We start from the raw sequence: 23153 nt of genomic DNA, 5'->3' as shown, positions 1-23153 counted from the left end.
AACAAAATGAAAAAAAATAGATCTTTTAGTACTTTAAAACCTATTCACACTTTATTACCAGAAAATTTGAAGAAATTAATTAAAAACCACCCCACAAGTAATTATGAAAATCTTAAAAAATCTTGGAAAAAAATAGTTGGTGAAAATCTATCCAAAAAGTGTGAATTAGTTAAAGTTCAAAAATATAATAGTGAAAATTCTATTTTTTTAAAAGTAGATAGAAACTATCTTATCGATGTTGATTACTCTAGAGACGAGATTATAGAAAAGGTTAACTCTTTTTTAGGGTTTAAGTTTGCAAGTAAAATTTTGATAAACATTAAAGAAAACAAGAGTCCACAAGGTGTCAAAAAGGGTTTAAAATTAAACAAAAAAATGGAAAATTTGATAGGTTCATTAAATGATGAAGAGTTAAAAAATAAACTTAAAAATTTTAGTAATGATAAAAAATAAAATATTAATATGTATCTTTGTTACATTTTTTGCAATGTCAGCAAATGCTAAGGATGACTTTCCGTATTATGGTAAATTAGATCCAGAACCTAAAATAGTTATAAAAGTTTTTTCATCTCTTACCTGCCCTCACTGTGCAGATTTTCATTTAAATGTTATGCCAAAATTATTAGAAAAATATGTATTAAGTGAGAAAGTACTGATTAAGCTAATGGACTTTCCTTTAGATTTATCTGGTTTAAAAGCTGCTCAAATTCAAAAATGTCTACCTTTAGAGACGCAAAAATCCTATTTAGATGAAATTTATAAAACGCAACCACAATGGACAACTGCAAAAACTCTAAAGGAGTTAGAATCAAACATTGAAAAAATAACCAGTAAACTCGGGCTGCAAGGGAAAGATTTTCAAGATTGTTTAAAAAATAAAAAGAATGAAGATGCTGTTTTGCAAAGTCGTATAAAAGCACAATCAAAATATGAAATAGACTCTACACCAACTTTAATTATAAATGAAAAAAAATTTAAAGGTTCCACGAAAGAACTTGAAAAATATATAGATAAGTTACTTTAATAAATGAAATTTAAAGAAATAGAAGTCTCTGGATTTAAATCATTTGCTGATAAAACCAATTTCTATTTTGAAAAAGGTCTCACTGGAATAGTTGGACCAAATGGTTGCGGTAAGTCAAATGTTGTTGAAGCTCTTAGATGGGTAATGGGTGAAACTTCTGCTAAAAGTTTGAGAGGATCTGGAATGGAAGATGTTATTTTTAATGGGACATCTAATAGACCGTCAAAAAATATTTGTGAAGTTTCTATAAAACTTGAAAATAACGATGATGTTGTACAATTTAAAGGCATTCCAGAAATAGAAATAAAAAGAAAGTTAGAAAAAGATAAAGGCTCAAAATATTATATTAACGGTAAAGAAGTTAGAGCCAAAGATGTTCAAATTGTTTTTGCCGACCTATCTACTGGACCACATTCTCCATCAATGGTTAGTCAGGGGCGTGTCGGAGCTTTAATAACTGCAAAACCGACTGATCGAAGAGCAATATTAGAAGAAGCGGCAGGTATTGCGGGATTACACGCCAGAAGACATGAAGCAGAGCTAAGATTAAATGCAGCTGAGAATAATTTAAAAAAAGCTGACGATTTAATGAAGCAAACAGAAAACCAACTTAAGAATTTAGTCAAGCAAGCAGAAGAGGCATCAAAATATAAAGAAATTTCAGATGAAATTAGAAGATATGAAGCAGCTATTATACTTTTAAATTCTATCCAAGTTGAAAAAGAAATTGAAGAAAACAAAGATAAGCTAAATGAATTTGAAGACGAAATAAGCGCTGTAAACATTGAAAAAAACTTTAATGAGAATGAAATTGAAAAACTTAAAGCTGAAATACAACCAATAAATATTAAATCAAATGAGTTAAGCTCAAATTTGCAAAAATTAAAAATTGAATTTGATCAAATCAATAAAGATGAGGAAAGAGTCAAAATTGAAATTGAAAAAATAAAAAAAGATATAAAATTAACTTATTCGGATATTAGCAGAGAAAAAGAAATCATAGCAAATTCAACCAATAATGAAGAGAGGCTTATTAAAGAAAGGAATGATATTGCTGAAGTTGAAAAAAATTATTATGAAATTGAGAAAGCAGCAACAGACGATTACAAGGATTCTTTAAATCAACTAAACAAAGCAAAAGAAGCTCTTAAAAGTTTTTTTAATAAACTAATTAATATTGTTAAAAATAAAGAGGAAATCAATGAAGATGCTATTCAACAAGAATTTAACAAAGAATTTGAAAATATTGAAAATCAACAGGAAAAATATGCATCAAGATTTGGTAAATATGATTTAGTAAAGCAAGAAGCAATCAAAAGAAAAGAAAGGCTAAATAATATTGATAAAGAAATTCAAAACTGGAGAGATTTAAAAGAAAATTCAACAAATAAACTAAGTGAGCTTAAAGAAAAAGTTAACTCTTTAGAAAATGGATTAGAAAAAGAAGAGGATAAACCAAGACAAATTGCAGAAAAAAGAGGATCGTATCAACAGAATATTAAAAATATAGAAGAGGATATTGAGGGTATAAAGTCAAATCTCATTATTAAAGAAAATAAAATTAATGAGTTAAATTTAGCTTTAAAAAAAATTAACGAAAGTACACTGCAAAAAACTGAGTTTAGAGTGCGATCACAAACAATTATTGAAGGTTTAAGATCTAAACTCAAAGAATTGCAGCAAAAAAGTTTAATTGATTTTAACATAGATTTAAATGGCATTGCTGACTTTTCAAAAATTGAAAATCTAAATCAATTATCAATAGAAGATGCCCAAAATCATTTGGACATTCTAAAAAAGAGTAGAGAGTCAATGGGTGCAGTAAATTTGAGAGCAGACAACGAAACTAAAGAACTACAGGATAAAATAGATAAAATGATGAATGACAGAAAAGATTTAGTTCATGGACTTCAAAAACTTAAGTCAAGTATCAATGATTTAAACCAAAAAGGACGTGAAAGATTGTTAGATGCTTTTGAAAAAGTTAATAGAAAATTTAATGATGTATATACAAAGTTATTTGCAGGTGGAAATGCAAGATTAGAATTAATAGAGTCCGATGATCCTCTAGAAGCAGGTCTTGAACTTTTGGTCAGTCCACCTGGTAAAAAACTTCAATCAATCACACTATTATCTGGAGGTGAGCAAGCTTTAACAGCACTTGCATTAATTTTTGCCGTATTTTTGATTAATCCTGCTCCAATATGTGTCTTGGATGAAGTCGATGCACCTCTAGATGACGCTAACGTCACTAGGTTCAATGGATTGGTAGAAGAACTTACAAGACTTACAGATACAAAATTTGTAATCATAACACACCATGCGCTTACCATGTCAAAAATGAATAGATTATACGGAGTTACTATGGCCGAAAGAGGTGTAAGCCAGTTAGTTGCTGTTAATTTAGATAAGGCTGAAGAATTAGTAGCATAAATTAATTAATGGAACTCAAAGAATTAAAAGACAAAGTTAAAGAAATTCAATCAGAGTTAAAAGAAAAAGAAATCAAAGAAAAAAATGCTAGTCCTCTTGGGATTGCAATGAAAATGGGTACGGAGTTTGTTGCTGCTGTTTTTGTCGCAAGCTTCATAGGATTTTATGTTGATAAATGGCTTGAAACTACGCCAGTTTTTATAATAATTTTTTTTATTATCGGATCAGTTGCAGGCATATTTAATGTTGTGCGATCTTCTAAAATGATTAATAAAGACTAAATTTTATGGCAAATCCAATGAATCAGTTCGAGGTCAAAACCATTGGCCCAAAGATAGAAATAGGAAACTTTGATATCTCGTTCAGTAATGCAAGTTTATTTATGGTAATAACAGTAGCTACAATTTCTTTATTATTTATATTTGCGACACAAAAAAAATCATTAGTACCATCAAGGCTACAGTTGTTAGCTGAAATGGCCTACGAGTTTGTAGCAAAAATGATTTCTGAAACTGCAGGCAGTAAGGCGAGACCTTATTTTCCATTTATTTTAACTTTATTTCTTTTTGTATTATTTTGTAACATGATTGGAATGATCCCCTACTCGTTCACAGTTACAAGTCACATTATTGTAACTTTTGCACTAGCAATTTTTATTTTTATAGGTGTTACAATTATAGGTTTTGTTAAACATGGCTTTGGATATTTAAAATTATTTGTACCTTCGGGAGTACCGGTAGTATTGCTTCCAATTATAGTTGTAATTGAAGTGATATCTTACCTAAGTAGACCTGTAAGTTTATCAGTAAGACTTTTTGCAAACATGATGGCTGGTCATACTATGATGAAGGTATTTGGTGGTTTTGTGATTAGTTTAGGTTTAGTAGGTGGTTGGTTGCCATTAGGTTTTTCTGTTGCATTAACTGGCTTGGAGATACTTGTTGCTTTTCTTCAAGCGTATGTTTTTGCAATTTTAACATGCATCTATTTAAATGATGCGCTTAATTTACATCATTAACAAAGGAGGAAAAAATGGAAGTAGCAGCAGCAAAATTAATTGGAGCAGGACTTGCAGCGATAGCTTTAGCTGGAGCAGGTGTGGGTATTGGTACTATTTTTGGTAATTACCTTTCTGCAGCAATTAGAAATCCATCAGCGGCTCAAAAACAATTTCCAAATTTATTACTTGGTTTCGCATTAGCAGAAGCCACAGGATTATTTGGATTAGTTGTTGCATTAATTATCTTATTTGCATTTTAAATAATTTTTAATGTTAAGGGTTTTAATATTTTCAATTTTTGCCTCTTCAGCAGCTTTTGCTGCTGAAAGTGGTGGAATGCCCCAACTTGATCCAAATAGTTGGGTGCCTCAAATTTTTTGGTTAATTGTAACATTTGGAGGCCTGTATATTGTTATATCTAAAATAGTTTTTCCAAGACTTTCTGAAAGTATTGAACAAAGAAATGATTACGTAAGTGATCTGGTAGATGAAGCAAAAACTCTAGCTGAGCAAACTGAAAAATTAAATAATGAATACAAAGAATTAATTTCTAATTCAAAAAAAGAAGCTCAAGAAATTATCACTAACGGAAGAAAAAAATTAAATGCTGAGTTTGATAAAAAAAAGAACGAATTAGATAAAAACATTTCAGAACTTGCTGAGAAAGCTGAAAAAGAAATACAAAGTTTTAAATCTAATTCAATTAAAGATGTGCAAACGATTGCAAGTCAAGTATCTGGGGAATTACTTAAAGAGCTTTCACTTATTGATGAAATTGATCAAAATATTATTATTAAAAAGATTGAAGATATCAGCAAAAAGAAAATGGGAGAATTAAATTAAATGTTTGATGCAAGCTTTTGGGTAGCTATCGCATTTTTTCTTTTTGTGCTTCTTTTAGTCTTTAAAAAAGTTCCACAAATTGTATTGGGACAAATTGATAATAAAATAAATGAATTAAAAAATAAAATTAATGAAGCAGAGGAGTTGAAATCAAATAGTGAAAAACTTCTAAGTGAGGCAAAAAGTAAATTAGAAAAATCTGATGAAGAAAATTCAAATATTTTGGCTAAAGCTCAAAAAATAAGTGACGATGAAATTTCAGCTTCGTTAGAAAAAATGAAGATTTCTTTAGAAAATAAGGAAAAAGCAGCTCAAAATAAAATTGAACAAGCTAAAAATGATGCAATTAATCAAGTAAAAAAAGTGGCAACAAAGGTTGCTCTTGAAACTGTCGAAAAAGTTTTAACTGAAAATTTAGATAGTAAAAAACAAGAAGAAATTAATCTTTCTAAAGTTAAACAATCTATAGAAAAATTGAAAAATATTAATTAATAATATTTTTAAGAATTATGTGAACCATCACAATATGGTGGGTTGTTTGTTAATTTACATGTACAAAGATAATACTCCTTCGTCTCTTCAACTCTAAAACTTTGAGATTTTTTTTCTGACTTACCTTTGTGTGATCCATCACACATTGGTTGTTTGTCTGATAGCCCACAGGTGCACCAAAAATATACACGATCTTTATCAAGATTTACTTGAATCGGTTGTTTAACTTTTTTATCCATAAGTCTATACATACCTATGCTAAAATTTAAAAATGTAAAATAAAAAATGGCTGTATTTACAAAATTAAAATTAATCGACATAAAAAAAATCATTCATAATTATGATATCGGTAAATTAGAAAAATTTCATGGCATCAAAGAAGGAATAGAAAATACTAATTACTTTATCAAAACATCAAAACAAAAATTAATACTTACGATTTTCGAAAAGCGTGTTCGTAAACAAGATGTACCATTCTTTGTTAATTTAATGGATGTACTAAACAAAAAAAAAATTAAATGCCCAAAACCTATTAGAAATAAAAATAATAGAACAATCTTTCAAATTAATAATAAACCAGCAATTATTGTGTCTTTTCTAGATGGAAAGTCAAAAAGAAAACTTTCATACAAAAACTGTTTAAATGTAGGAAAACAAATTGCAAAATTTCATCAAATTTCATCACGGATAAAACTTAAAAGAAAAAATACTCTTGGTTATAGTGAATGGGTAAAAATATTTAATAAAACTGAAAAAAATTACCCTAATTATTCAAAAAAATTAAAAAAGTATCTAAAAATATATAAACAATATAAACCGAGAAAACTTTCTAGTGGGATAATACATGCAGATCTATTTCCGGATAATATTTTTTTCAAAAATGATAAATTTTCTGGTTTTATAGATTTTTATTTTTCATGTAACAGTCCTTATTTATATGAACTTGCGGTATGTATTAATGCATTCTGTTTTAATCAAAATAATATTAATAAATTAAAAATAAAAAAACTTTTACAAGGATACCTGTCTATCAAAAAAATAAGTAATAAAGAATTAAGATCACTTAATATACTATGTCTTGGTGCAGCTATTCGATTTTTTGTAACAAGATTATATGATTTAAAAAATACACCCAAAAATGCAGAGGTTAGCAAAAAAGATCCACGCGAATATTTAATTAAAATGGATTATTTTTATAAGAATTTACATAAAACTTTATATGATTAAAATTTATACTGATGGAGCGTGTTCTGGAAATCCTGGTCGTGGAGGTTGGGCCGCTATAATCTTAGATGGTGAAAAAATTGAGAAAATTTCTGGCTCGAAAGATAATACTACAAATAACAGAATGGAACTAACTGCTGTGATATCTGCTCTCAAATACGTTAAAGGTAAAGATTTAGAAATTTATACAGATTCAAAATATACTAAAGATGGTATTGAGAAATGGATCTCGAATTGGAAAAAAAACGGCTGGAAAACAGCAAACAAACAAGATGTAAAAAATAAAGATCTTTGGAATGAATTAGATCAATTAAATTCTGAAAAGAATGTACAGTGGAATTGGGTAAAGGGACATGCCAATAATCAATATAATAATATGGCAGATGAGTTAGCTAGATCTGAAGTTGAGAATTAAATTTTTTTTAAAATATATTCTTTAACAGTATTTATATTATTATCTAGAATATCAAATTTTTCTATTTTGTTATCGATCCCATTGAATTCATTAGGTAAATTAGGAAATTTATTAATAGCTTTATTAATTGCAAGCGGAAATTTTGATGGGTGTGCGGTCTCAAAACAAAAACACTCATAATCTTTATAATTTTCTTGATTTAGTGGTTTGACAGCAGTCGCAGTATGAGGATCAATAATATATTTATGTTTGTTATAAATATCTCTTATAATCTCAAGAGTTTCATCTTCGCTGCAGCTACTTGCTGAAAAATCCTTTTGTAAATTTTTTAACTGAGTTTGTGAAAGATTAAAAAATCCTTTAGTTTTTAAATCATTCATTAAATTACTTAGTTCATCAGAATTTTGTTTACATAAATAAAATAAAATTCTCTCAAAATTACTAGCAACTTGAATATCCATACTAGGAGATATAGATCCAACAACTTCTAAAGGCTTATATTCACCACTTTTAATACAGCGTTCTAAAATATTATTCTGATTTGTTGCAACAATTAGATTTTTTATGTTTAAGCCCATCTGTTTTGCTACATATCCTGCGTAAACATCTCCAAAATTCCCTGTGGGAACTGAAACTACAATAGAGTCTTTTTTGTTACATTTGTAAAAAATATAAAAATAATAAACTATTTGCGCAATAATACGTGCCCAATTTATAGAGTTTACACCAGACATATTAATATGATTTGAAAATTCTTTATCGACAAACATGTCCTTAACGATTTTTTGACAATCATCAAAACTACCTTTGATTGCTATATTAAAAACATTGTTTGCATCATAGGTAGTCATGAGTTTTCTTTGAACCTCAGAAATTCTATTATCCGGATGTAAAACAAAAATATTAATATTTTTTTTATTTTGAATTGCATCAATAGCTGCTGCTCCTGTGTCTCCAGATGTTGCAGTAACAAGATTAATTTTTTGATTTGTCTCCTTTAAAAGAAACTCATACATTTGTCCTAAAACTTGCATGGCAATATCTTTAAATGCCAATGTTGGTCCGTGATGAAGCTGGACAAAAGAGATGTGATCGAGCTTTTTGATGTCTACAATATTATCATTTCGGAAAGTTGCGTATGCTTTATCAATTATAGATCTTAATTCATCTTGAGAAAATGTATCACCTACAAATAAGCTAAATATTTGATAGCTCATTTCTTGAAAATTATAATTGCTAAACCTTTTTAAATCTGAAGATGAGATAACTGGAATATTTTTTGGTAAAAATAAACCTCCATCTTGCGAAAGACCTTTAAAGAATATTTCTTTAAATGTTAAATCTAAGATTTTATCTCTAGTACTAAAATATTTCATATTTTTTTTCTGTAAACTAAGAATGCTATAATTATCACAAAACATAAACTGTACCATGTTAAAGCATATTGCAAATGATTATTTGGTAATTTAATTTTCTCTGTTTTTTTTAGATTATACTCTTTTAAAAGATTTGAATTATTTTCTGCAATTAGAGGAAATAGTTTTTTTTTATAATTTAACTCAAGTAATGACATATCCAAAAAGAAAATAAGTTCAGTGGAATTATCAGGAGTAAATGCATTTTTTCTTTTTGGTTTTAATAAAATAGCATCAAAAACTTTGACGTCCTCGAAGTCCTTTTTAGCTAATTTAAATTTTTTTGGTGACCAGCCTGCCTTAGATAATACAATTGTACCTACAGTTTCAATCGGCAAATATACATCGTACCCATAACTACCTTTTGATCCCAGCGAGTAAACAAATATGGGTTCATGAAGAATCTTTCCTGTAATTTGAACTTTTGAGTATAATTCTGAATTAGAACTAAAATTTTTAGATGGCTTTAAGTATGACTTTGATATTTCTGATATTAGTTCATTTTTCCATTGAAGCCTGTAAACTTGCCAAGACCCAAGTGAAAAGAGTATGAGAATTATAAAATAAGTAAATAAATTAAAAAATTTTGACTTCAGAAAATTTTAACTGCCCCAAATGTAGACTGCAGCAAATAAAAATAGCCATACAACATCAACAAAATGCCAATACCATGCAGCTGCTTCAAATCCAAAGTGATGATCTGGTTTATAATGTCCAGCATTTACTCTGAATAAACATACCAATAAAAATAATGTTCCAACTAACACATGAAATCCATGGAAGCCTGTCGCCATATAAAATGTAGCTCCGTAAATTCCTGATGATAGATTAAATGGCGCAACCACATATTCATACGCTTGGAACATTGTAAATATTGCACCTAGTATAACTGTTAAAATTAAACCTTGTTTTAAACTCTTTCTGTCATTTTCTAATAGAGCGTGATGAGCCCAAGTTACAGTGGTTCCAGATAATAATAAAATTAATGTGTTAATTAAAGGGATATGCCATGGGTCCAATGTTTCAATTCCTTTTGGAGGCCATACTGACCCGCCAACTGCATCAGGGTAAAGACTTGCATCAAAATACGCCCAGAACCATGCTACAAAAAACATGACTTCAGAAACAATGAAAAGTATCATTCCATACCTCATGCCAATTTGAACAACTGGAGTGTGATCTCCATTATGCTCGGCCTCATTAATGACATCTCTAAACCACATGAACATACCGTATAGCGTTACTGCTGCCCCTACATAAACCAACCATAAATTTTTAGATGTAAAATAGTAAACCGCACCAACTGCTAAAATTAAAGCTGCGAAGGAACAGAAAATTGGCCAAGGACTTGGGTCAACTAAATGATAATCATGTTTTTTTTCAGCTGCCATAATAATTCTCAATCTTTTACTTTAAATAGACTGTAAGATAAAGTTATCTCACTGGTCCCTTTCGTCGCTGGGTCTTCTACAATTTTTGGGTCTACATAATATGCGACTGTAAATTCTTTAATTTCATTGGGTTTTATTGTTTGTTTTTCAAAACAAAAACACTGCAATTTTTGAAAATACTTACCAACAATTGGGGGACTGGTATTAAAAGTTGATATCACCTTTTCTGGTTCAGATTGCTGATTCTCAACTAAAAATTTAATAGTATCAACTTCTCCTATTTTAACTTCACTCAAATTTTTAGCGGGTTTAAAATTAAAAGATAAATCAGGGCTGGTATTCGCATCAAATCTTATTTTAATTTTCTTATCCAAAACGACCTTTGACTCTTTATTAGTCTTTTGAGTAGTTCCACCAAAACCTGTAACTCTACAAAATAGATCATAAAGCGGAACTGAAGCGAAAGATAAACCTATCATCCCTATAACTAATACTACTAAGTATTTAGGATTGATTTTAAAGGTTTTAGACACTTATTTTAGTGAAACGCCAATTTGATAAATTGTAATAAAAAACAAGAAAATCATAATCACAACTAATATTCCAAGAGTGATATAATTTTTTTTCTTAGTTTTTTTATCCATTTAAATTCCGAGGTAATTATCAATTAAGATTGTTGAAAATATAAAGAATAAGTAAAAAATTGAAAAAACAAAAATTTTTGTAGCTATCTTGTCATAAATTTTTTTATCAACTTCTTTAAAAAGTTTGTATGATAAATAAATATAATAAAACCCAAAACCTACTGCGGTAATCAAATTTATTATTCCTGCAAAACCTAAAAAGTATGGCAAAATTGTAAATGGAAATAAAAGAACTGAATAAATTAGAATATTTTTTTTTGTATAATTTTCTCCAGCTACAACTGGTAGCATTGGAATGCCTGCATTTTTGTAATCTTCATTTTTATATAGGCTTAACGCCCAAAAATGAGATGGGGTCCATAAAAAAATAATTAAAAATAAAATAACTGGTTCAATTGAAATACTATTCGTTGCGATAGTCCATCCAATAACTGGTGGGAAAGCACCAGCTGCTCCACCTATGACAATATTTTGAGGAGTTTTTCTTTTAAGCCAAACTGTATAAACAAAAAAATAAAAACCGATTGTAATTGTTAACACTAAAGCAGATAAAAAATTAGAAAAAGAATAAAGTCCAATTATTGATAAAATTGACATTGATAAGCCAAACCATAAGGCATGGTCTTGCTTTAACTTACCTAATGGTAAAGGCCTAAGGCAAGTTCTGCTCATTAACTTATCAGTATCAGACTCGTACCACATATTTAATGCACCAGCCGCACCAGCACCAATTGCCACAAAGAAAAGAGAAATAACTGAATTTAAAAAATTAACTTTTACTGGCGCAATAACTAATCCGACTAAAGCTGTAAAAATCACGAGTGACATCACTCTTGGTTTCATTAGCTCATAAAAGGAAATAAAAATCTGCGAGAAACTTACTGTAGTATTGTTTAATTCAGTTGTTCTCGCAGACACTTCAAGTTATTTAATTTTAGGTAACTCGTTAAATTGATGGAAAGGCGGTGGAGAAGATAAAGTCCACTCTAATGTTGTTGCACCTTCACCCCAATAATTTGCTTCCACAGCTTTCTTTCTCATAAACGCGTGAATAACTGCAGCAAAAAATACGGCTAAACTTACTACTGAAAGCATAGATCCTAGTGATGAAATATAATTCCACCCCGCATAAGCATCAGGATAATCTGCATATCTTCTTGGCATTCCTGCTAAGCCTAGAAAGTGTTGTGGGAAAAATACTAAATTAACTGAGATAAAAGTTAACCAAAAATGAAGCTTTCCTAAAAATGGTGAAATTTCGTAACCTGACATTTTACCGAACCAATAATAAAAACCTGCAAAAATTGAGAATACCGCACCTAACGAGAGCACATAATGGAAATGTGCAACAACATAATAAGTATCATGTAGCGCAGTATCTACACCTGCATTAGCTAAAACTACTCCAGTAACTCCGCCAACCGTAAATAAAAAGATAAAGCCTAAAGCCCAAAGCATAGGAGTATCAAATCTAATTGAACCTCCCCACATTGTAGCTATCCATGAAAATACTTTAATTCCTGTAGGAACTGCAATGACCATAGTTGCAAAAGTGAAATAAGCTCGAGTGTCTGCACCCATACCCACAGTGTACATGTGGTGAGCCCAAACGATAAAACCTACAAAACCAATTGAGACCATCGCATAAGCCATTCCTAAGTATCCAAAAACAGGTTTTTTTGAAAAGGTAGACACAATGTGACTGATCATTCCAAAGCCCGGTAGAATTAAAATGTAAACTTCTGGATGACCAAAAAACCAAAATAAATGTTGGAATAAAATTGGATCTCCACCGCCTTCAGGATTAAAGAAAGCAGTCCCAAAATTTCTATCAGTTAATAACATTGTTATACCGCCAGCTAATACTGGGACAGCAAGTAATAATAAGAATGCCGTAATTAGCATTGACCATACGAACAATGGCATTTTGTGTAAAGTCATCCCAGGAGCTCTCATGTTAAATATTGTAGTAATGAAATTAATTGCTCCCAAAATTGAAGAAGCACCAGCCACGTGTAAACTTAATATCGCTAAATCCATCGCAGGACCTGGTTGAGCTGTTGTAGAAAGCGGAGGGTAAATTGTCCAACCTCCTCCAACACCAGTTTGACCTGGAGGGCCTTCAACAAATAGTGAAGCTATTAAAAGAATAAGAGCTGTAGGTAATAACCAGAAAGAAATATTATTCATTCTAGGAAAAGCCATGTCTGGTGCACCAATTTGAATTGGAACAAACCAATTTCCAAATCCACCAATCATTGCTGGCATTACCATGAAGAAAATCATTAATAAGCCATGACCAGTAACCAAAACATTATACAAGTGATAATTGCCACCTAAAATTCCATCACCTGGATACATTAACTCAGCACGAATAATTACTGAAAATGCAAAACCAATAACTCCAGCAATTAATGCGAACCACAAATAAAGTGTTCCGATATCTTTATGGTTTGTTGATAGTAACCATCTTCTCCAACCTGTAGGGTTGTGATCATGCGCATGATCTGCAGATGCAGTATATGTTGACATTACATTTTCTCCTTAATTTTATTCTTTTTTACAATTCTAGAATTATTATCATCTTCCATTGCATATTTCTTTTTTGCCTCAACTAGCCAAGAGGCATACTTATCTTCTGAAACAACATGAAGTTCTATTGGCATGAACGCATGCTTAATCCCGCAAAGCTCAGAACACTGACCATAATAAACACCTTCTTTCTCTGCCTTAAACCAAGTCTCATTTATTCTTCCCTTTATTGCATCACGTTTTACTCCAAAGGCTGGCATAGCCCACGCGTGATTTACATCGGCAGATGTAATTAGAACTTTCACAACTTTATTTACCGGAACTACAATTTTTGTATCTGTTGCCAATAATCTTGGCTGACCTGGTTTTAAATCTTTATCTTCAATCATCACAGATTCAAAAGCAATTTTTTCATCTGGATACTCATAACCCCAGTACCATTGATAACCTATGGCTTTTAAAGTTACGTCAGCTTTTGGAATAGTTTCTTCTTTATAAAGTAATTTAAAAGATGGTACTGCAATGACGACTAATATTAGACATGGAATAACAGTCCATAAGACTTCTAACATAACATTGTGAGTTGATTTAGATGGAGTTGGATTTTTAGACTCTCTAAATTTTACCATTAAATATAACATTAAGAATAAAACAAATACGCTTATTCCAATAATTACTGGTAATAAGATGTAGTTGTGCATCCAAGTTATGTCTTGCATTATGGATGTTACCGCAGGCTGAAAACCTAATTGCCAATCTTTGGGCTGCGCTGCCTGCGCAGAAAAAGATGTGAAAATAAAAAATAAAGAATACAGTTTTTTCATGATTTTGATTTTGCTTTTATAGCAAAAACATCTAAATTGTACTTTGCGACACTTTGACAAAACACTAATATATGAGCGACTTTTTTAACAATTCTGACATTTCTCAACAGCAGGCTGAGCAAGTTGTATCAGAGACTTTAAACAGCTGTGATGATGGTGAACTATTCTTAGAAAATTCTAAAAGTGAGTCTCTCGTACTGGATGATGGTAAGATTAAAAATACAAGTTTCGACTCAAGTTTAGGTTTTGGTTTTAGGGCAGTCCAAGACGACAAAACTGCATTTTGTCACTCTAATATTATATCTAAAAAATCTCTAAATGATGCTTCTCAAAACTTGGTTTCAAACATGAAAAATGGTTCAAACAAAGTTCAAAAACAAAGTAACCCGAAAAGAACAAATGTAAAATTGTACGAAGATAAAGATCCAATTGAAAATAAACCTTTTAAGGAAAAAGTGGAGCTTTTAAGAAAAATAGATGATTATGTAAGACAAAAAAATCCAAATATAAAACAAGTGACAGCATCTTTTTTTGGCGAACACCAATCTGTAGAAATTATAAAATCTGACAACCAAGTTTACAAAGATCAAAGACCATTAGTCAGATTTAATGTTTCTGTGATGATGGAAAGAAATGGAAAAAAAGAAACAGGATCTTATGGTACCGGTGGCAGAATGGATTATGAAAATTATCTTGGCAGCGATAACTGGAAGAATATTTGCGATGAAGCAATTAGACAAGCTGAGGTCAATTTAGATAGCAAACCAGCTCCCGCAGGTGAAATGAAAGTTGTTTTAGGCCCAGGCTGGCCAGGCATCATCTTACATGAAGCTATCGGGCACGGTCTTGAAGGAGATTTTAATAGAAAAAAAACATCTGCATTTCATAATTTGGTTGGGCAAAAAATTGCACATGAAAATGTAACTGTTGTTGATGATGGAACAATTGCAAGTCGAAGAGGATCATTAACAATTGATGACGAAGGTACTCCAACATCAAGAAATGTTTTAATTGAAAATGGTATATTAAAAAATTTCATGCAAGACCGAATGAATGCAAAACTAATGAAAGTTGAACCAACTGGAAATGGCAGAAGAGAAAGCTTTGAATATGCACCAATGCCTAGAATGACCAATACATTCATGATTAATGGAAATCATACTCAAGATGAAATGATTAAAAGTGTAGATAAAGGTATTTATGCGGTTTCGTTTGGTGGGGGTCAGGTAGATATAACAAATGGTAAATTTGTATTTTCATGCACTGAAGCTTATGAAATTAATAATGGAAAGATTGGAGCTCCATTAAAAGGTGTTACTTTGATTGGTAATGGTCCAGATATTTTAACTAAAGTTTCAATGGTTGGAAATGATATGAAACTTGATCCTGGTATTGGAACTTGTGGCAAAGCTGGTCAATGGGTGCCTGTTGGAGTTGGACAGCCATCGATCTTGGTTGATCAAATTACTGTTGGCGGAACAAGTATCTAGTTTAGTTAAAAAAGTTGTTAAGCAAAACTAAAGAAGCAATAGCAGCAGTTTCACTTCTTAAAATTCTTTTTCCTAAAGAAAAACTTATAAAATTATTGTTTGATCTTAAAGTCTTTAATTCCTTTGATGAAAAGTCACCCTCTGGTCCAATTAAAATTGAATTATTTTCTTTTAAATCAATTTTTAATTTCGAAAGATTAATATCTGACTGTATATCAGCAAAAAATACTTTGTCTTTTTGTTGATTTAAAAATTGATCAAAACTTATGGGATCAAATATATGTGGAATGTTAAGCTGATTAGACTGCTCTACCGCTTCTTTAATAATCTTTCTAATTCTATTTAAATTTAACTTGCGATTTTCTGTGTGATCAGAGATCACAGGTATAAAACTTTTAACTCCTATTTCAGTACATTTTTGTATTAAAGTATCAAGTTTGTGTGATTTTGGAGGGCAGAAAATTAAATTAATATTATTTTGGATTTTTTCATACTCTGCTTTTTGAGTAACTTCTAAAATTAATTTTTTTTTATTTTTTTCAATAACGCTGCATAAATATTCACCATTTTTATCATTAAAAAGAAAAATATCAGAACCAACTTCACATCTCATTACATTTGAAAGATAATGATAATCATCACCAATAATATTAATTGATTTTTTTTCTTCTAGAGATTCATTGAAAAATAATCTAATTTTAGTCATTAAATCAATTTATATCTCATTATGAAAATTGAAAATATTAAAGTTTGTGCTTTTGATGCCTATGGAACATGCTTTGACATTAATTCTGCAGCTCAAAAATTATCTGATGAGATTGGACAAAATTGGCTTTCTTTTTCTTCTACTTGGAGAACTGTGCAACTTGAATATACATGGCTAAGATCATTAATGAAAAAATACGTTGATTTTTGGAAAATCACAGAAGACTCTTTAGACTTTGCAATGCGGACGCACAAAATTGATATTAAATTTAAAAATCAATTATTAGATCTATATAAAAAATTAAATGCTTATCCTGAGTTATCAAATTGTTTAAAATATTTAAGAGAAAAAAAAATTAAAACCTGCATTTTATCCAATGGCTCCCCCGCTCTTCTTAATGAGTTAGTAAATCACGCTAAGGTGAAAAATTTATTTGATGATATTTTATCAGTTGATGAAATAAAAGTTTATAAACCAAATCCTAAAGTTTATGAAATGGTAATAAAAAAATATAAATGCGCGCCAAGTGAAGTTTACTTTATGAGCTCAAATACCTGGGATGTTGTAGGCGGAGGAGTATACGGTTTTCAAACATGTTGGGTTGATCGATTTGGAAAAGAATTTGATAGACTTAATTATCAACCTAATAAAATTATTAAAGATCTATCTGAACTCTCCAAACTTTTTTAAAAAAATGAAAAATTATTTACTTTTGATGCGACTTGATAAGCCAATTGGTTTTATGCTTTTATTCTGGCCATGCTCGTGGGGGTTTGCAATTGCCTTAAATAAAAGACCTATGGATAATGAATGGTTTTTATACTTATTATTATTTTTTATTGGTTCCGTTTTAATGAGAAGTGCTGGTTGTGTTTATAATGATATTGTTGATAGAAAAATTGATCAAAAAGTAGATAGAACAAAATCAAGACCAATTGCTTCTAATAAAATATCTCTAATAAATGCCTGGATTTTAATTATTGCTTTATGCTCTCTTTCATTAGCTATACTTTTTCAGTTTAATTTAAATGCAATCTTATTTGGCTTAGCATCTGGATTACTAATTATATGTTATCCTTTTATGAAACGAATAACCTACTGGCCCCAACTTTTTTTAGGTATTGTTTTTAACTGGGGTATAATTTTAAGTTATCTAGTATTTTTTGAAAAAATTAATTTTGAAATCATTCTTTTTTATTTATCAGCAATCTTATGGACCTTGGGGTACGACACTATTTATGGAATGCAAGATTTGGAAGATGATTTAAAAATTGGAGTTAAATCAACTGCAATAAAATTTAAAAAAAATATTAAGTTTTTTTTGACCTTGGTTTATTCATTAAGTTTTATAATATTAATTATTGCAAACCTTCAGATCATAGGTTTGTTTAAGCACGAGTTTATTTTTTACCTGATACCAATGTCTCTTTTGATATTTCAAATCAAGTCGGTTAAGACTAATAATAACAGTAAAAATTTAAGTCTTTTTAAACTAAATAATTATTATGGGTTGTCTATTTTTATAATTCAAATACTTGTTTTAAAGCATGCTTAAATCCAAAGATAATCTCGCAGATCTAGCGCAAAAATGTATAAGTAAATCTAAAGAATTAGGTGCTACTGATGTTGAAGTTGGTTTAAGTAATAATATTTCAGAAAGTATAAATTTTAGAAATAAAAAACTCGAACACTCTGATCGTTCAGAAGTCCTATCTCTAGGATTAACAACTTATATTGGTAAGAAAAAATCTAATGTTTCAACTTCTAATTTTAATGAAAAAAATCTCAATCAACTCATAGAGAGATGTATTGAATGTACTAAAATTTCTCCCGAAGATGAGTACGCAGGTTTGCCAGATAAAAATGAATTGGAGAATAAAGTTCAAGATTTAAATCTTTATGATGAAAAAGATCTATCTAATGATTTTAAAAAGAACTATTTAAAAGAAATGGAAAATGAAATGTTTTCATTTCCAGAAATAAAAAACTCAAATGGATCTTCGTTTTCCGAAAATAAATCTAATTTTATTTTTGCAAATAGCATAGGATTTTGTGAAGGGTATTCTACCTCATCTTACTCAGTCTTTTGCGAAGCACTTGCGGAGAAAAATGGTCAAATGGAAAGAGATTATGAAATGTCAGTAAATCGCTTTTCTGATAATTTAAGTAAAGCCAAAGAGGTAGGAAAATTAGCTGCAGAAAAGGCGTGCAAAAGACTTGGTGCAAAAAAAATAGACTCTGGAAAATTGCCAGTTATTTTTGATAAAAGAGTTGCAAAATCACTACTATCGACTTTCGCATCAGCAGTCACTGGATCTTCTTTTGCCAGGGGCATATCGTTTTTAAAAGAATCTTTGGGACGTGAAATTTTTTCAAAAGAAATAAATATAATTGATGACCCATTAATTAAAAGAGGTCTTGGATCGCAATGTTTTGACTCAGAGGGTGTTAAAAATCAAAAAATTAATTTGGTCAAAAATGGAAAATTTATAAATCTATTACTTGATACCTACAATTCTAAAATTTTAAAAATGAAGAATAATGGAAGATGTGGAGGTTTAACGAATCTTTATATTGAAAACGGAAATACCGACTTAAAAAAAATTATATCTGAGCAAAAAAAAGCCTTTTTTGTATTGGAGCTTATAGGAAGAGCTGGCGATGTTACTAATGGAAATTATAGTGTTGGAGCCTCAGGTTTAATGATTGAAAATGGAGAAATAACATATCCGGTAAATGAAGTAACAATTGCTAGCAACTTAAATGATATGTTTAAAATGACTCTTCCGCTTAATGATCTTGATTTTAAAACATCAATAAATTCCCCTTCACTATTTATCGAACAAATGACAATCGCAGGAAAATAGATGAATAAAATTCAATTAGCAAAAAGAATTTATAAAACACAAATAAAAAAGTATCTTCCAGATCTTGGTGTAATTTTTATATTTATGGTCATTAACGGTGCAGCAACAGCAGCAGTAGCTTGGTTATTAGATCCGGCAATTAAAAAAATTTTTATAGAAAAAGATAATAAAATGTTATTTATAATTCCAGCCCTTATAGTAATTGCTTTTGTTGCAAAATCTATTTCATTATATTTTACAAGAATTCAATCAGTTAATATCTCTTTCAAAGTAAAAGAAAGTATACAAAAAAACTTAGCTGAAAAAATACTAGGTGCTGACTTATCTTATGTTAATGATAATCATTCTGGAAAATTCATATCTAATTTTACAGAAGATACTCATCGATTACAAAATATTACTCAAACAATAGGATTATCTTCTATTAAAGAATTAATAAGCTTAATTTTTCTTGTCTCCCTAATGATTAGTAAAGATATCTATCTAAGTTTGCTTGCCCTTATTTTAATTCCTTTAGCAGCATTAATATCAAAAAAATTAGGTAAACGAATGGGTAAAGCGGTTTATGGGGCACTTGAAGCTAATGAGCAATTTACAAAATATTTATCCGAAACTTTAAAATCTGTAACTTTGATAAAAATTTTTCAAAGAGAAAATAATGAAATGTCAAAACTCTCACAAATAATAAAAAACTGGATTAATAAAAGTTCAAAAGTAGAAAAAACAAGACTTGGAACTGGTCCAATGATGGAGACTATTACTGGAATTGCTGTTGCTTTAGTCGTATTTGCTGGTGGTTACAGAAGTATAGCTGGTGACCTGGAAGTGGGAGCTTTTTTTTCTTTTCTAACAGCATTGATGTTAGCTTATCAACCAGTAAGAGCTTTAGCAGGTATTAATGTAGGTCTTAACGAGGGTTTTGCTGCTGCTACAAGAATTTATAAAATTCTTGATGAACAGGTACTTATTAAAGACAATGACAATGCAAAAGATTTGAATATTAAAAATGGAGATATCGAATTTAAAAACGTCTCTATGCAATATAAAAACGGTCCGAACGTACTAAACTCGATTTCACTTTTGATCAAAGGGAAAACAAAAGTTGCCTTGGTTGGGCCTAGTGGTGGCGGTAAATCAACAATACTAAACTTAATACCTAGGTTTTATGATCCAAAAGAAGGGTATATCTCTATAGATCAGCAAGATATTAAAAACATTACAATTAAAAGTTTACGAAAAGAAATAGCGCTAGTTTCTCAGGAAATTATTTTATTCGATGATACAATTAAAAATAATTTATTATTTGGTAACCCCTTGGCAACTGATGATGAAATTAAATCCGCATGTGAAAAGGCAAATTGCGATAAGTTTATTGAAGAAATGAATGACGGATATAATACTTTAGTTGGCGAAAATGGAATAAAACTCTCTGGTGGACAAAAACAAAGAATATCAATTGCAAGAGCAATACTTAAAAATTCTTCAATAATTTTGTTGGATGAAGCAACTTCTGCTTTAGATACCGAGTCTGAAAAAATAGTTCAAGAAGCAATGAATAATTTATCTCAAAATAAGACCACAATTACCATAGCTCATCGATTATCAACTATAAAAAATGCTGACTTAATTTATGTTATTGATAAAGGAATTATTGCCGAACAAGGATCACATGAAGATCTAATTTTACAAAATGGAATTTATAAAAAGCTTTGTGATCAACAAACCTTAAATTGATGTTTTTTTTTTATAAATTATTTACCTTAATTACTCATCCATTTTTAAAAATTTTTTTAAAAATTAGAGTTATAAAAAAAAAAGAAGATAAATTACGTTTTATAGAAAAACTTGGATACTCAAGTATAAATTCTAAACCTAATATAATTTGGTTTCACGTAGCTAGTCTTGGAGAAATCAAGTCAATCCATGCCTTGATTAAGCATTATCAAAAAAATAAAAAAATTAATTTATTAATAACAAGTGTTACTACCAGTTCTGCAAATTATTTTGAGAGAAATCTAAAAAATGAAAATACTTTTCATCAGTACGCTCCTATTGATAGTCCTATAATTATTTATCGTTTCTTGAAATTTTGGAAACCAAAATTTTCAGTATTTGTAGAATCTGAAATTTGGCCAAATATGATATTTCAGACCTCTAAAAAATGTAAAATCATTTTGCTCAATGCAAGAATTTCGAAAAACTCTTTTAAAAAATGGAAATTTTTAAAACCTAATTTTAGGAAAATTCTTAACAAATTTGATTTTATTTTACCTCAGAGTCAAGAGGTTGCTGAAATGTTAAAATTTTTTAATTTTGAAAAATATAAATTTATTGGCAATATTAAATATACAAATATTAATACCAATACACCGAATATAATAGAAATAAATAATACATTCAAAGCTTGGGCAGCTATGAGTATTCATAATAGTGAAGTTGATCATATTATTAAAACTCACAAAAATATAAGTTCCAGTGAAAAAAACTTTTTAACTTTTTTAATTCCGAGACACTTAAATGATATAGACAATATAGTTAATAAAATTCAGAGGCAAAATATAGTTTGTCAAAAAATTTCTTCAAACAACAAAATAGATAACTTTAGTGGAATAGTTGTTGTTGATAGATTTGGTATTGCAGATGATATTTTTAACAAAGTAAAAATTGTTTTTATGGGCGGCTCTTTTATTAATCATGGTGGTCAAAATCCAATAGAGCCTGCAAAGTATGGTTGCAAAATATTTAGCGGCAACAATATCTTTAACTTTAAAGAAATATATGAGGTACTAATTTATAAAAAAATTGCAAAAATTGTAAATGACCAATCTGAACTTGAGAAAGAATTGTTGGCATATTTATATAATAATAAAACTATTTTAGATAACGCTGGCTCAGATTATAAAGAATTTAGTGAAAAGATTTTTAAAAAAACTATAAAATTTCTAGACAATTATATTCATTAAATGTTTGGAACTAAAATACCCTATTTTTGGAAAAGCAAAATCCACCCTTTTACTTTACTGTTATTACCTTTTTCCTTAATTTATTTTTTATTAATTAAATTCAACAAAGTTAATTCAATTTTTAATTCTAAATTAAAAATAAAAACAATTTGCGTTGGAAACCTTTACCTTGGTGGCACAGGAAAAACTCCTTTGGTAAAAAAAATATATGATGAGCTAAAAAAAAAGGAGAGGTGCTGTATTTTAAAAAAATTTAGAGAAAAACATTATGATGAAATTAAACTTTTAAACATTGGAGAAGATTTATTTACTCCTCAAAAAAGAGTTGACGGTCTAAAAGATGCTGAATCAAAAGGTTATGAGTCAGTCATTATTGATGATGGTATGCAAGATTACTCATTTAAAAAAGATATATCTATTCTTTGCGTTAAATCTAAAACAGGTTTTGGAAATGAACTTATACTACCTTCAGGTCCTTTAAGAGAGCCATTAAAAGAAATAGGGCAATATAAAATTGCAGTAATTAATGGAATAAAAAATGAAAAAATAAATGATACCCTTAAAAAATATAATCCAAATATCAAAATATTTTATTCATATTATGAAATTAAAAATATCGAGGAATTTTATAATAAAAAGTTTTTAGCATTTAGTGGTATTGGTGATAATGATAGTTTTTTTGAAATTTTAAAAAAAAATAATATCGAAGTTTTAGATATTGCAGAATTTGAAGATCACCACAAATTCACAGAAAAAGAAATATTAAATCTTTTAGATAGAGCAAATAATGAAAATTTAAAATTAATTACAACAGATAAAAACTATAATAGTATTCCTGAAAAATATAAAAAAATAATTTACACCGCATCAATTAAATTGATTATTAATAA

Annotated in this window: 26 protein-coding genes; 17 read left to right on the top strand and 9 right to left on the bottom strand. The window is 29.4% G+C overall.

Translation table 11 applies throughout. The features are described 5' to 3' along the window. The first annotated feature begins 6 nt into the window (after positions 1-6). From ACTTAT_RS04760 to ACTTAT_RS04725, 8 genes are read left to right on the top strand one after another with little or no spacing between them, the layout of a single operon-like run. Complete coding sequence (locus tag ACTTAT_RS04760) at positions 7-453, top strand: DciA family protein (protein WP_440679935.1); 447 nt, start codon at positions 7-9, stop codon at positions 451-453. Further along, positions 440-1024: a DsbA family protein gene (locus ACTTAT_RS04755; RefSeq protein WP_440679934.1), complete on the top strand. Its 585-nt coding sequence runs from the start codon at positions 440-442 to the stop codon at positions 1022-1024. The genes ACTTAT_RS04760 and ACTTAT_RS04755 overlap by 14 nt, the downstream gene beginning before the upstream one ends. A 3-nt stretch (positions 1025-1027) precedes the next feature. Next, a complete protein-coding gene (locus ACTTAT_RS04750) occupies positions 1028-3457 on the top strand; it encodes a chromosome segregation SMC family protein (RefSeq protein WP_440679933.1) in 2430 nt (809 codons plus the stop codon). 8 nt (positions 3458-3465) lie between these two features. Further along, entirely contained in the window at positions 3466-3738 is a 273-nt protein-coding gene (locus ACTTAT_RS04745; RefSeq protein WP_009359836.1) for an AtpZ/AtpI family protein, read from the top strand. A gap of 5 nt (positions 3739-3743) precedes the next feature. After that, positions 3744-4475 (top strand): F0F1 ATP synthase subunit A, encoded by a 732-nt coding sequence (locus ACTTAT_RS04740; RefSeq protein WP_009359835.1) that lies wholly within the window; start codon positions 3744-3746, stop codon positions 4473-4475. A gap of 14 nt (positions 4476-4489) precedes the next feature. Next, positions 4490-4717 carry a F0F1 ATP synthase subunit C gene (locus ACTTAT_RS04735; RefSeq protein WP_009359834.1) on the top strand — a complete coding sequence of 76 codons (228 nt, stop codon included), beginning with the start codon at positions 4490-4492 and terminating at the stop codon, positions 4715-4717. Positions 4718-4727: 10 nt separating this feature from the next. Further along, a complete protein-coding gene (locus tag ACTTAT_RS04730; protein ID WP_440679932.1) occupies positions 4728-5300 on the top strand; it encodes a F0F1 ATP synthase subunit B family protein in 573 nt (190 codons plus the stop codon). Continuing rightward, positions 5301-5792 (top strand): F0F1 ATP synthase subunit B family protein, encoded by a 492-nt coding sequence (locus ACTTAT_RS04725; RefSeq protein WP_440679931.1) that lies wholly within the window; start codon positions 5301-5303, stop codon positions 5790-5792. It begins immediately after the preceding gene. An 8-nt stretch (positions 5793-5800) separates the two neighbouring features. Here the strand turns inward: ACTTAT_RS04725 and ACTTAT_RS04720 are convergent, their stop codons facing one another. Next, complete coding sequence (locus tag ACTTAT_RS04720) at positions 5801-6031, bottom strand: CDGSH iron-sulfur domain-containing protein (protein WP_040747250.1); 231 nt, start codon at positions 6029-6031, stop codon at positions 5801-5803. 46 nt (positions 6032-6077) lie between these two features. Between ACTTAT_RS04720 and ACTTAT_RS04715 the strand changes: the two genes are divergently transcribed. Both ACTTAT_RS04715 and rnhA read left to right on the top strand, forming a co-directional pair. Beyond that, positions 6078-7019, top strand: coding sequence for a homoserine kinase (locus ACTTAT_RS04715; RefSeq protein ID WP_440679930.1), 942 nt, complete (start codon positions 6078-6080; stop codon positions 7017-7019). Then, entirely contained in the window at positions 7012-7431 is a 420-nt protein-coding gene (gene rnhA, locus ACTTAT_RS04710; protein WP_440679929.1) for a ribonuclease HI, read from the top strand. Before ACTTAT_RS04715 ends, rnhA begins: the two co-directional genes overlap by 8 nt. Here rnhA and thrC read toward each other — a convergent pair. From thrC to coxB, 7 genes are all read right to left on the bottom strand, one after another. Further along, positions 7428-8807 (bottom strand): threonine synthase, encoded by a 1380-nt coding sequence (gene thrC, locus ACTTAT_RS04705; RefSeq protein WP_440679928.1) that lies wholly within the window; start codon positions 8805-8807, stop codon positions 7428-7430. The two genes, rnhA and thrC, sit on opposite strands and share 4 nt — an antisense overlap. Beyond that, complete coding sequence (locus tag ACTTAT_RS04700) at positions 8804-9397, bottom strand: SURF1 family protein (RefSeq protein ID WP_440679984.1); 594 nt, start codon at positions 9395-9397, stop codon at positions 8804-8806. The genes thrC and ACTTAT_RS04700 overlap by 4 nt, the downstream gene beginning before the upstream one ends. A 51-nt stretch (positions 9398-9448) precedes the next feature. Then, positions 9449-10237, bottom strand: a complete 789-nt coding sequence (locus ACTTAT_RS04695) for a cytochrome c oxidase subunit 3 (protein ID WP_009359827.1) — start codon at positions 10235-10237, stop codon at positions 9449-9451. A gap of 8 nt (positions 10238-10245) precedes the next feature. Next, positions 10246-10770: a cytochrome c oxidase assembly protein gene (locus tag ACTTAT_RS04690; protein WP_440679927.1), complete on the bottom strand. Its 525-nt coding sequence runs from the start codon at positions 10768-10770 to the stop codon at positions 10246-10248. 111 nt (positions 10771-10881) lie between these two features. Continuing rightward, positions 10882-11799 carry a heme o synthase gene (gene cyoE, locus ACTTAT_RS04685; protein ID WP_440679926.1) on the bottom strand — a complete coding sequence of 306 codons (918 nt, stop codon included), beginning with the start codon at positions 11797-11799 and terminating at the stop codon, positions 10882-10884. A 6-nt stretch (positions 11800-11805) separates the two neighbouring features. After that, on the bottom strand, positions 11806-13413 hold the full coding sequence (gene ctaD / locus ACTTAT_RS04680; RefSeq protein WP_440679925.1) for a cytochrome c oxidase subunit I: 1608 nt from the start codon (positions 13411-13413) through the stop codon (positions 11806-11808). Further along, positions 13413-14237: a cytochrome c oxidase subunit II gene (gene coxB / locus ACTTAT_RS04675; protein WP_440679924.1), complete on the bottom strand. Its 825-nt coding sequence runs from the start codon at positions 14235-14237 to the stop codon at positions 13413-13415. The genes ctaD and coxB overlap by 1 nt, the downstream gene beginning before the upstream one ends. Positions 14238-14308: 71 nt before the next feature. Between coxB and tldD the strand changes: the two genes are divergently transcribed. Beyond that, positions 14309-15727: a metalloprotease TldD gene (gene tldD / locus ACTTAT_RS04670; protein WP_440679923.1), complete on the top strand. Its 1419-nt coding sequence runs from the start codon at positions 14309-14311 to the stop codon at positions 15725-15727. Between the two features lies 1 nt (position 15728). On the opposite strand, the gene ACTTAT_RS04665 is transcribed toward tldD, so the two are convergent. Then, positions 15729-16433, bottom strand: a complete 705-nt coding sequence (locus ACTTAT_RS04665) for an RsmE family RNA methyltransferase (protein WP_440679922.1) — start codon at positions 16431-16433, stop codon at positions 15729-15731. A gap of 21 nt (positions 16434-16454) precedes the next feature. Here ACTTAT_RS04665 and ACTTAT_RS04660 point away from each other — a divergent pair, with 21 nt between their 5' ends. The 6 genes from ACTTAT_RS04660 to lpxK form a co-directional block, all read left to right on the top strand. Next, the gene (locus tag ACTTAT_RS04660; RefSeq protein WP_440679921.1) at positions 16455-17123 is read left to right on the top strand and encodes a haloacid dehalogenase type II; all 669 of its coding nucleotides are present in this window, start codon (positions 16455-16457) and stop codon (positions 17121-17123) included. A 4-nt stretch (positions 17124-17127) separates the two neighbouring features. Further along, on the top strand, positions 17128-17988 hold the full coding sequence (ubiA, locus tag ACTTAT_RS04655; RefSeq protein WP_440679920.1) for a 4-hydroxybenzoate octaprenyltransferase: 861 nt from the start codon (positions 17128-17130) through the stop codon (positions 17986-17988). Then, the gene (locus ACTTAT_RS04650; RefSeq protein WP_440679919.1) at positions 17981-19300 is read left to right on the top strand and encodes a TldD/PmbA family protein; all 1320 of its coding nucleotides are present in this window, start codon (positions 17981-17983) and stop codon (positions 19298-19300) included. Before ubiA ends, ACTTAT_RS04650 begins: the two co-directional genes overlap by 8 nt. Further along, positions 19301-21034: an ABC transporter ATP-binding protein gene (locus ACTTAT_RS04645; RefSeq protein ID WP_440679918.1), complete on the top strand. Its 1734-nt coding sequence runs from the start codon at positions 19301-19303 to the stop codon at positions 21032-21034. Continuing rightward, positions 21034-22263 carry a 3-deoxy-D-manno-octulosonic acid transferase gene (locus ACTTAT_RS04640; RefSeq protein ID WP_440679917.1) on the top strand — a complete coding sequence of 410 codons (1230 nt, stop codon included), beginning with the start codon at positions 21034-21036 and terminating at the stop codon, positions 22261-22263. Before ACTTAT_RS04645 ends, ACTTAT_RS04640 begins: the two co-directional genes overlap by 1 nt. Continuing rightward, the coding region (lpxK, locus tag ACTTAT_RS04635) for a tetraacyldisaccharide 4'-kinase (protein ID WP_440679916.1) at positions 22264-23153 on the top strand (890 nt) is incomplete at its 3' end.

This window comes from Candidatus Pelagibacter sp. HIMB1517, assembly GCF_052047895.1.
In the GTDB taxonomy this organism is placed as follows: Bacteria; Pseudomonadota; Alphaproteobacteria; order Pelagibacterales; family Pelagibacteraceae; genus HIMB114.
Note: the sequence above shows the minus strand (reverse complement) of the source record. Positions and strands in the feature narration are given on the sequence as shown.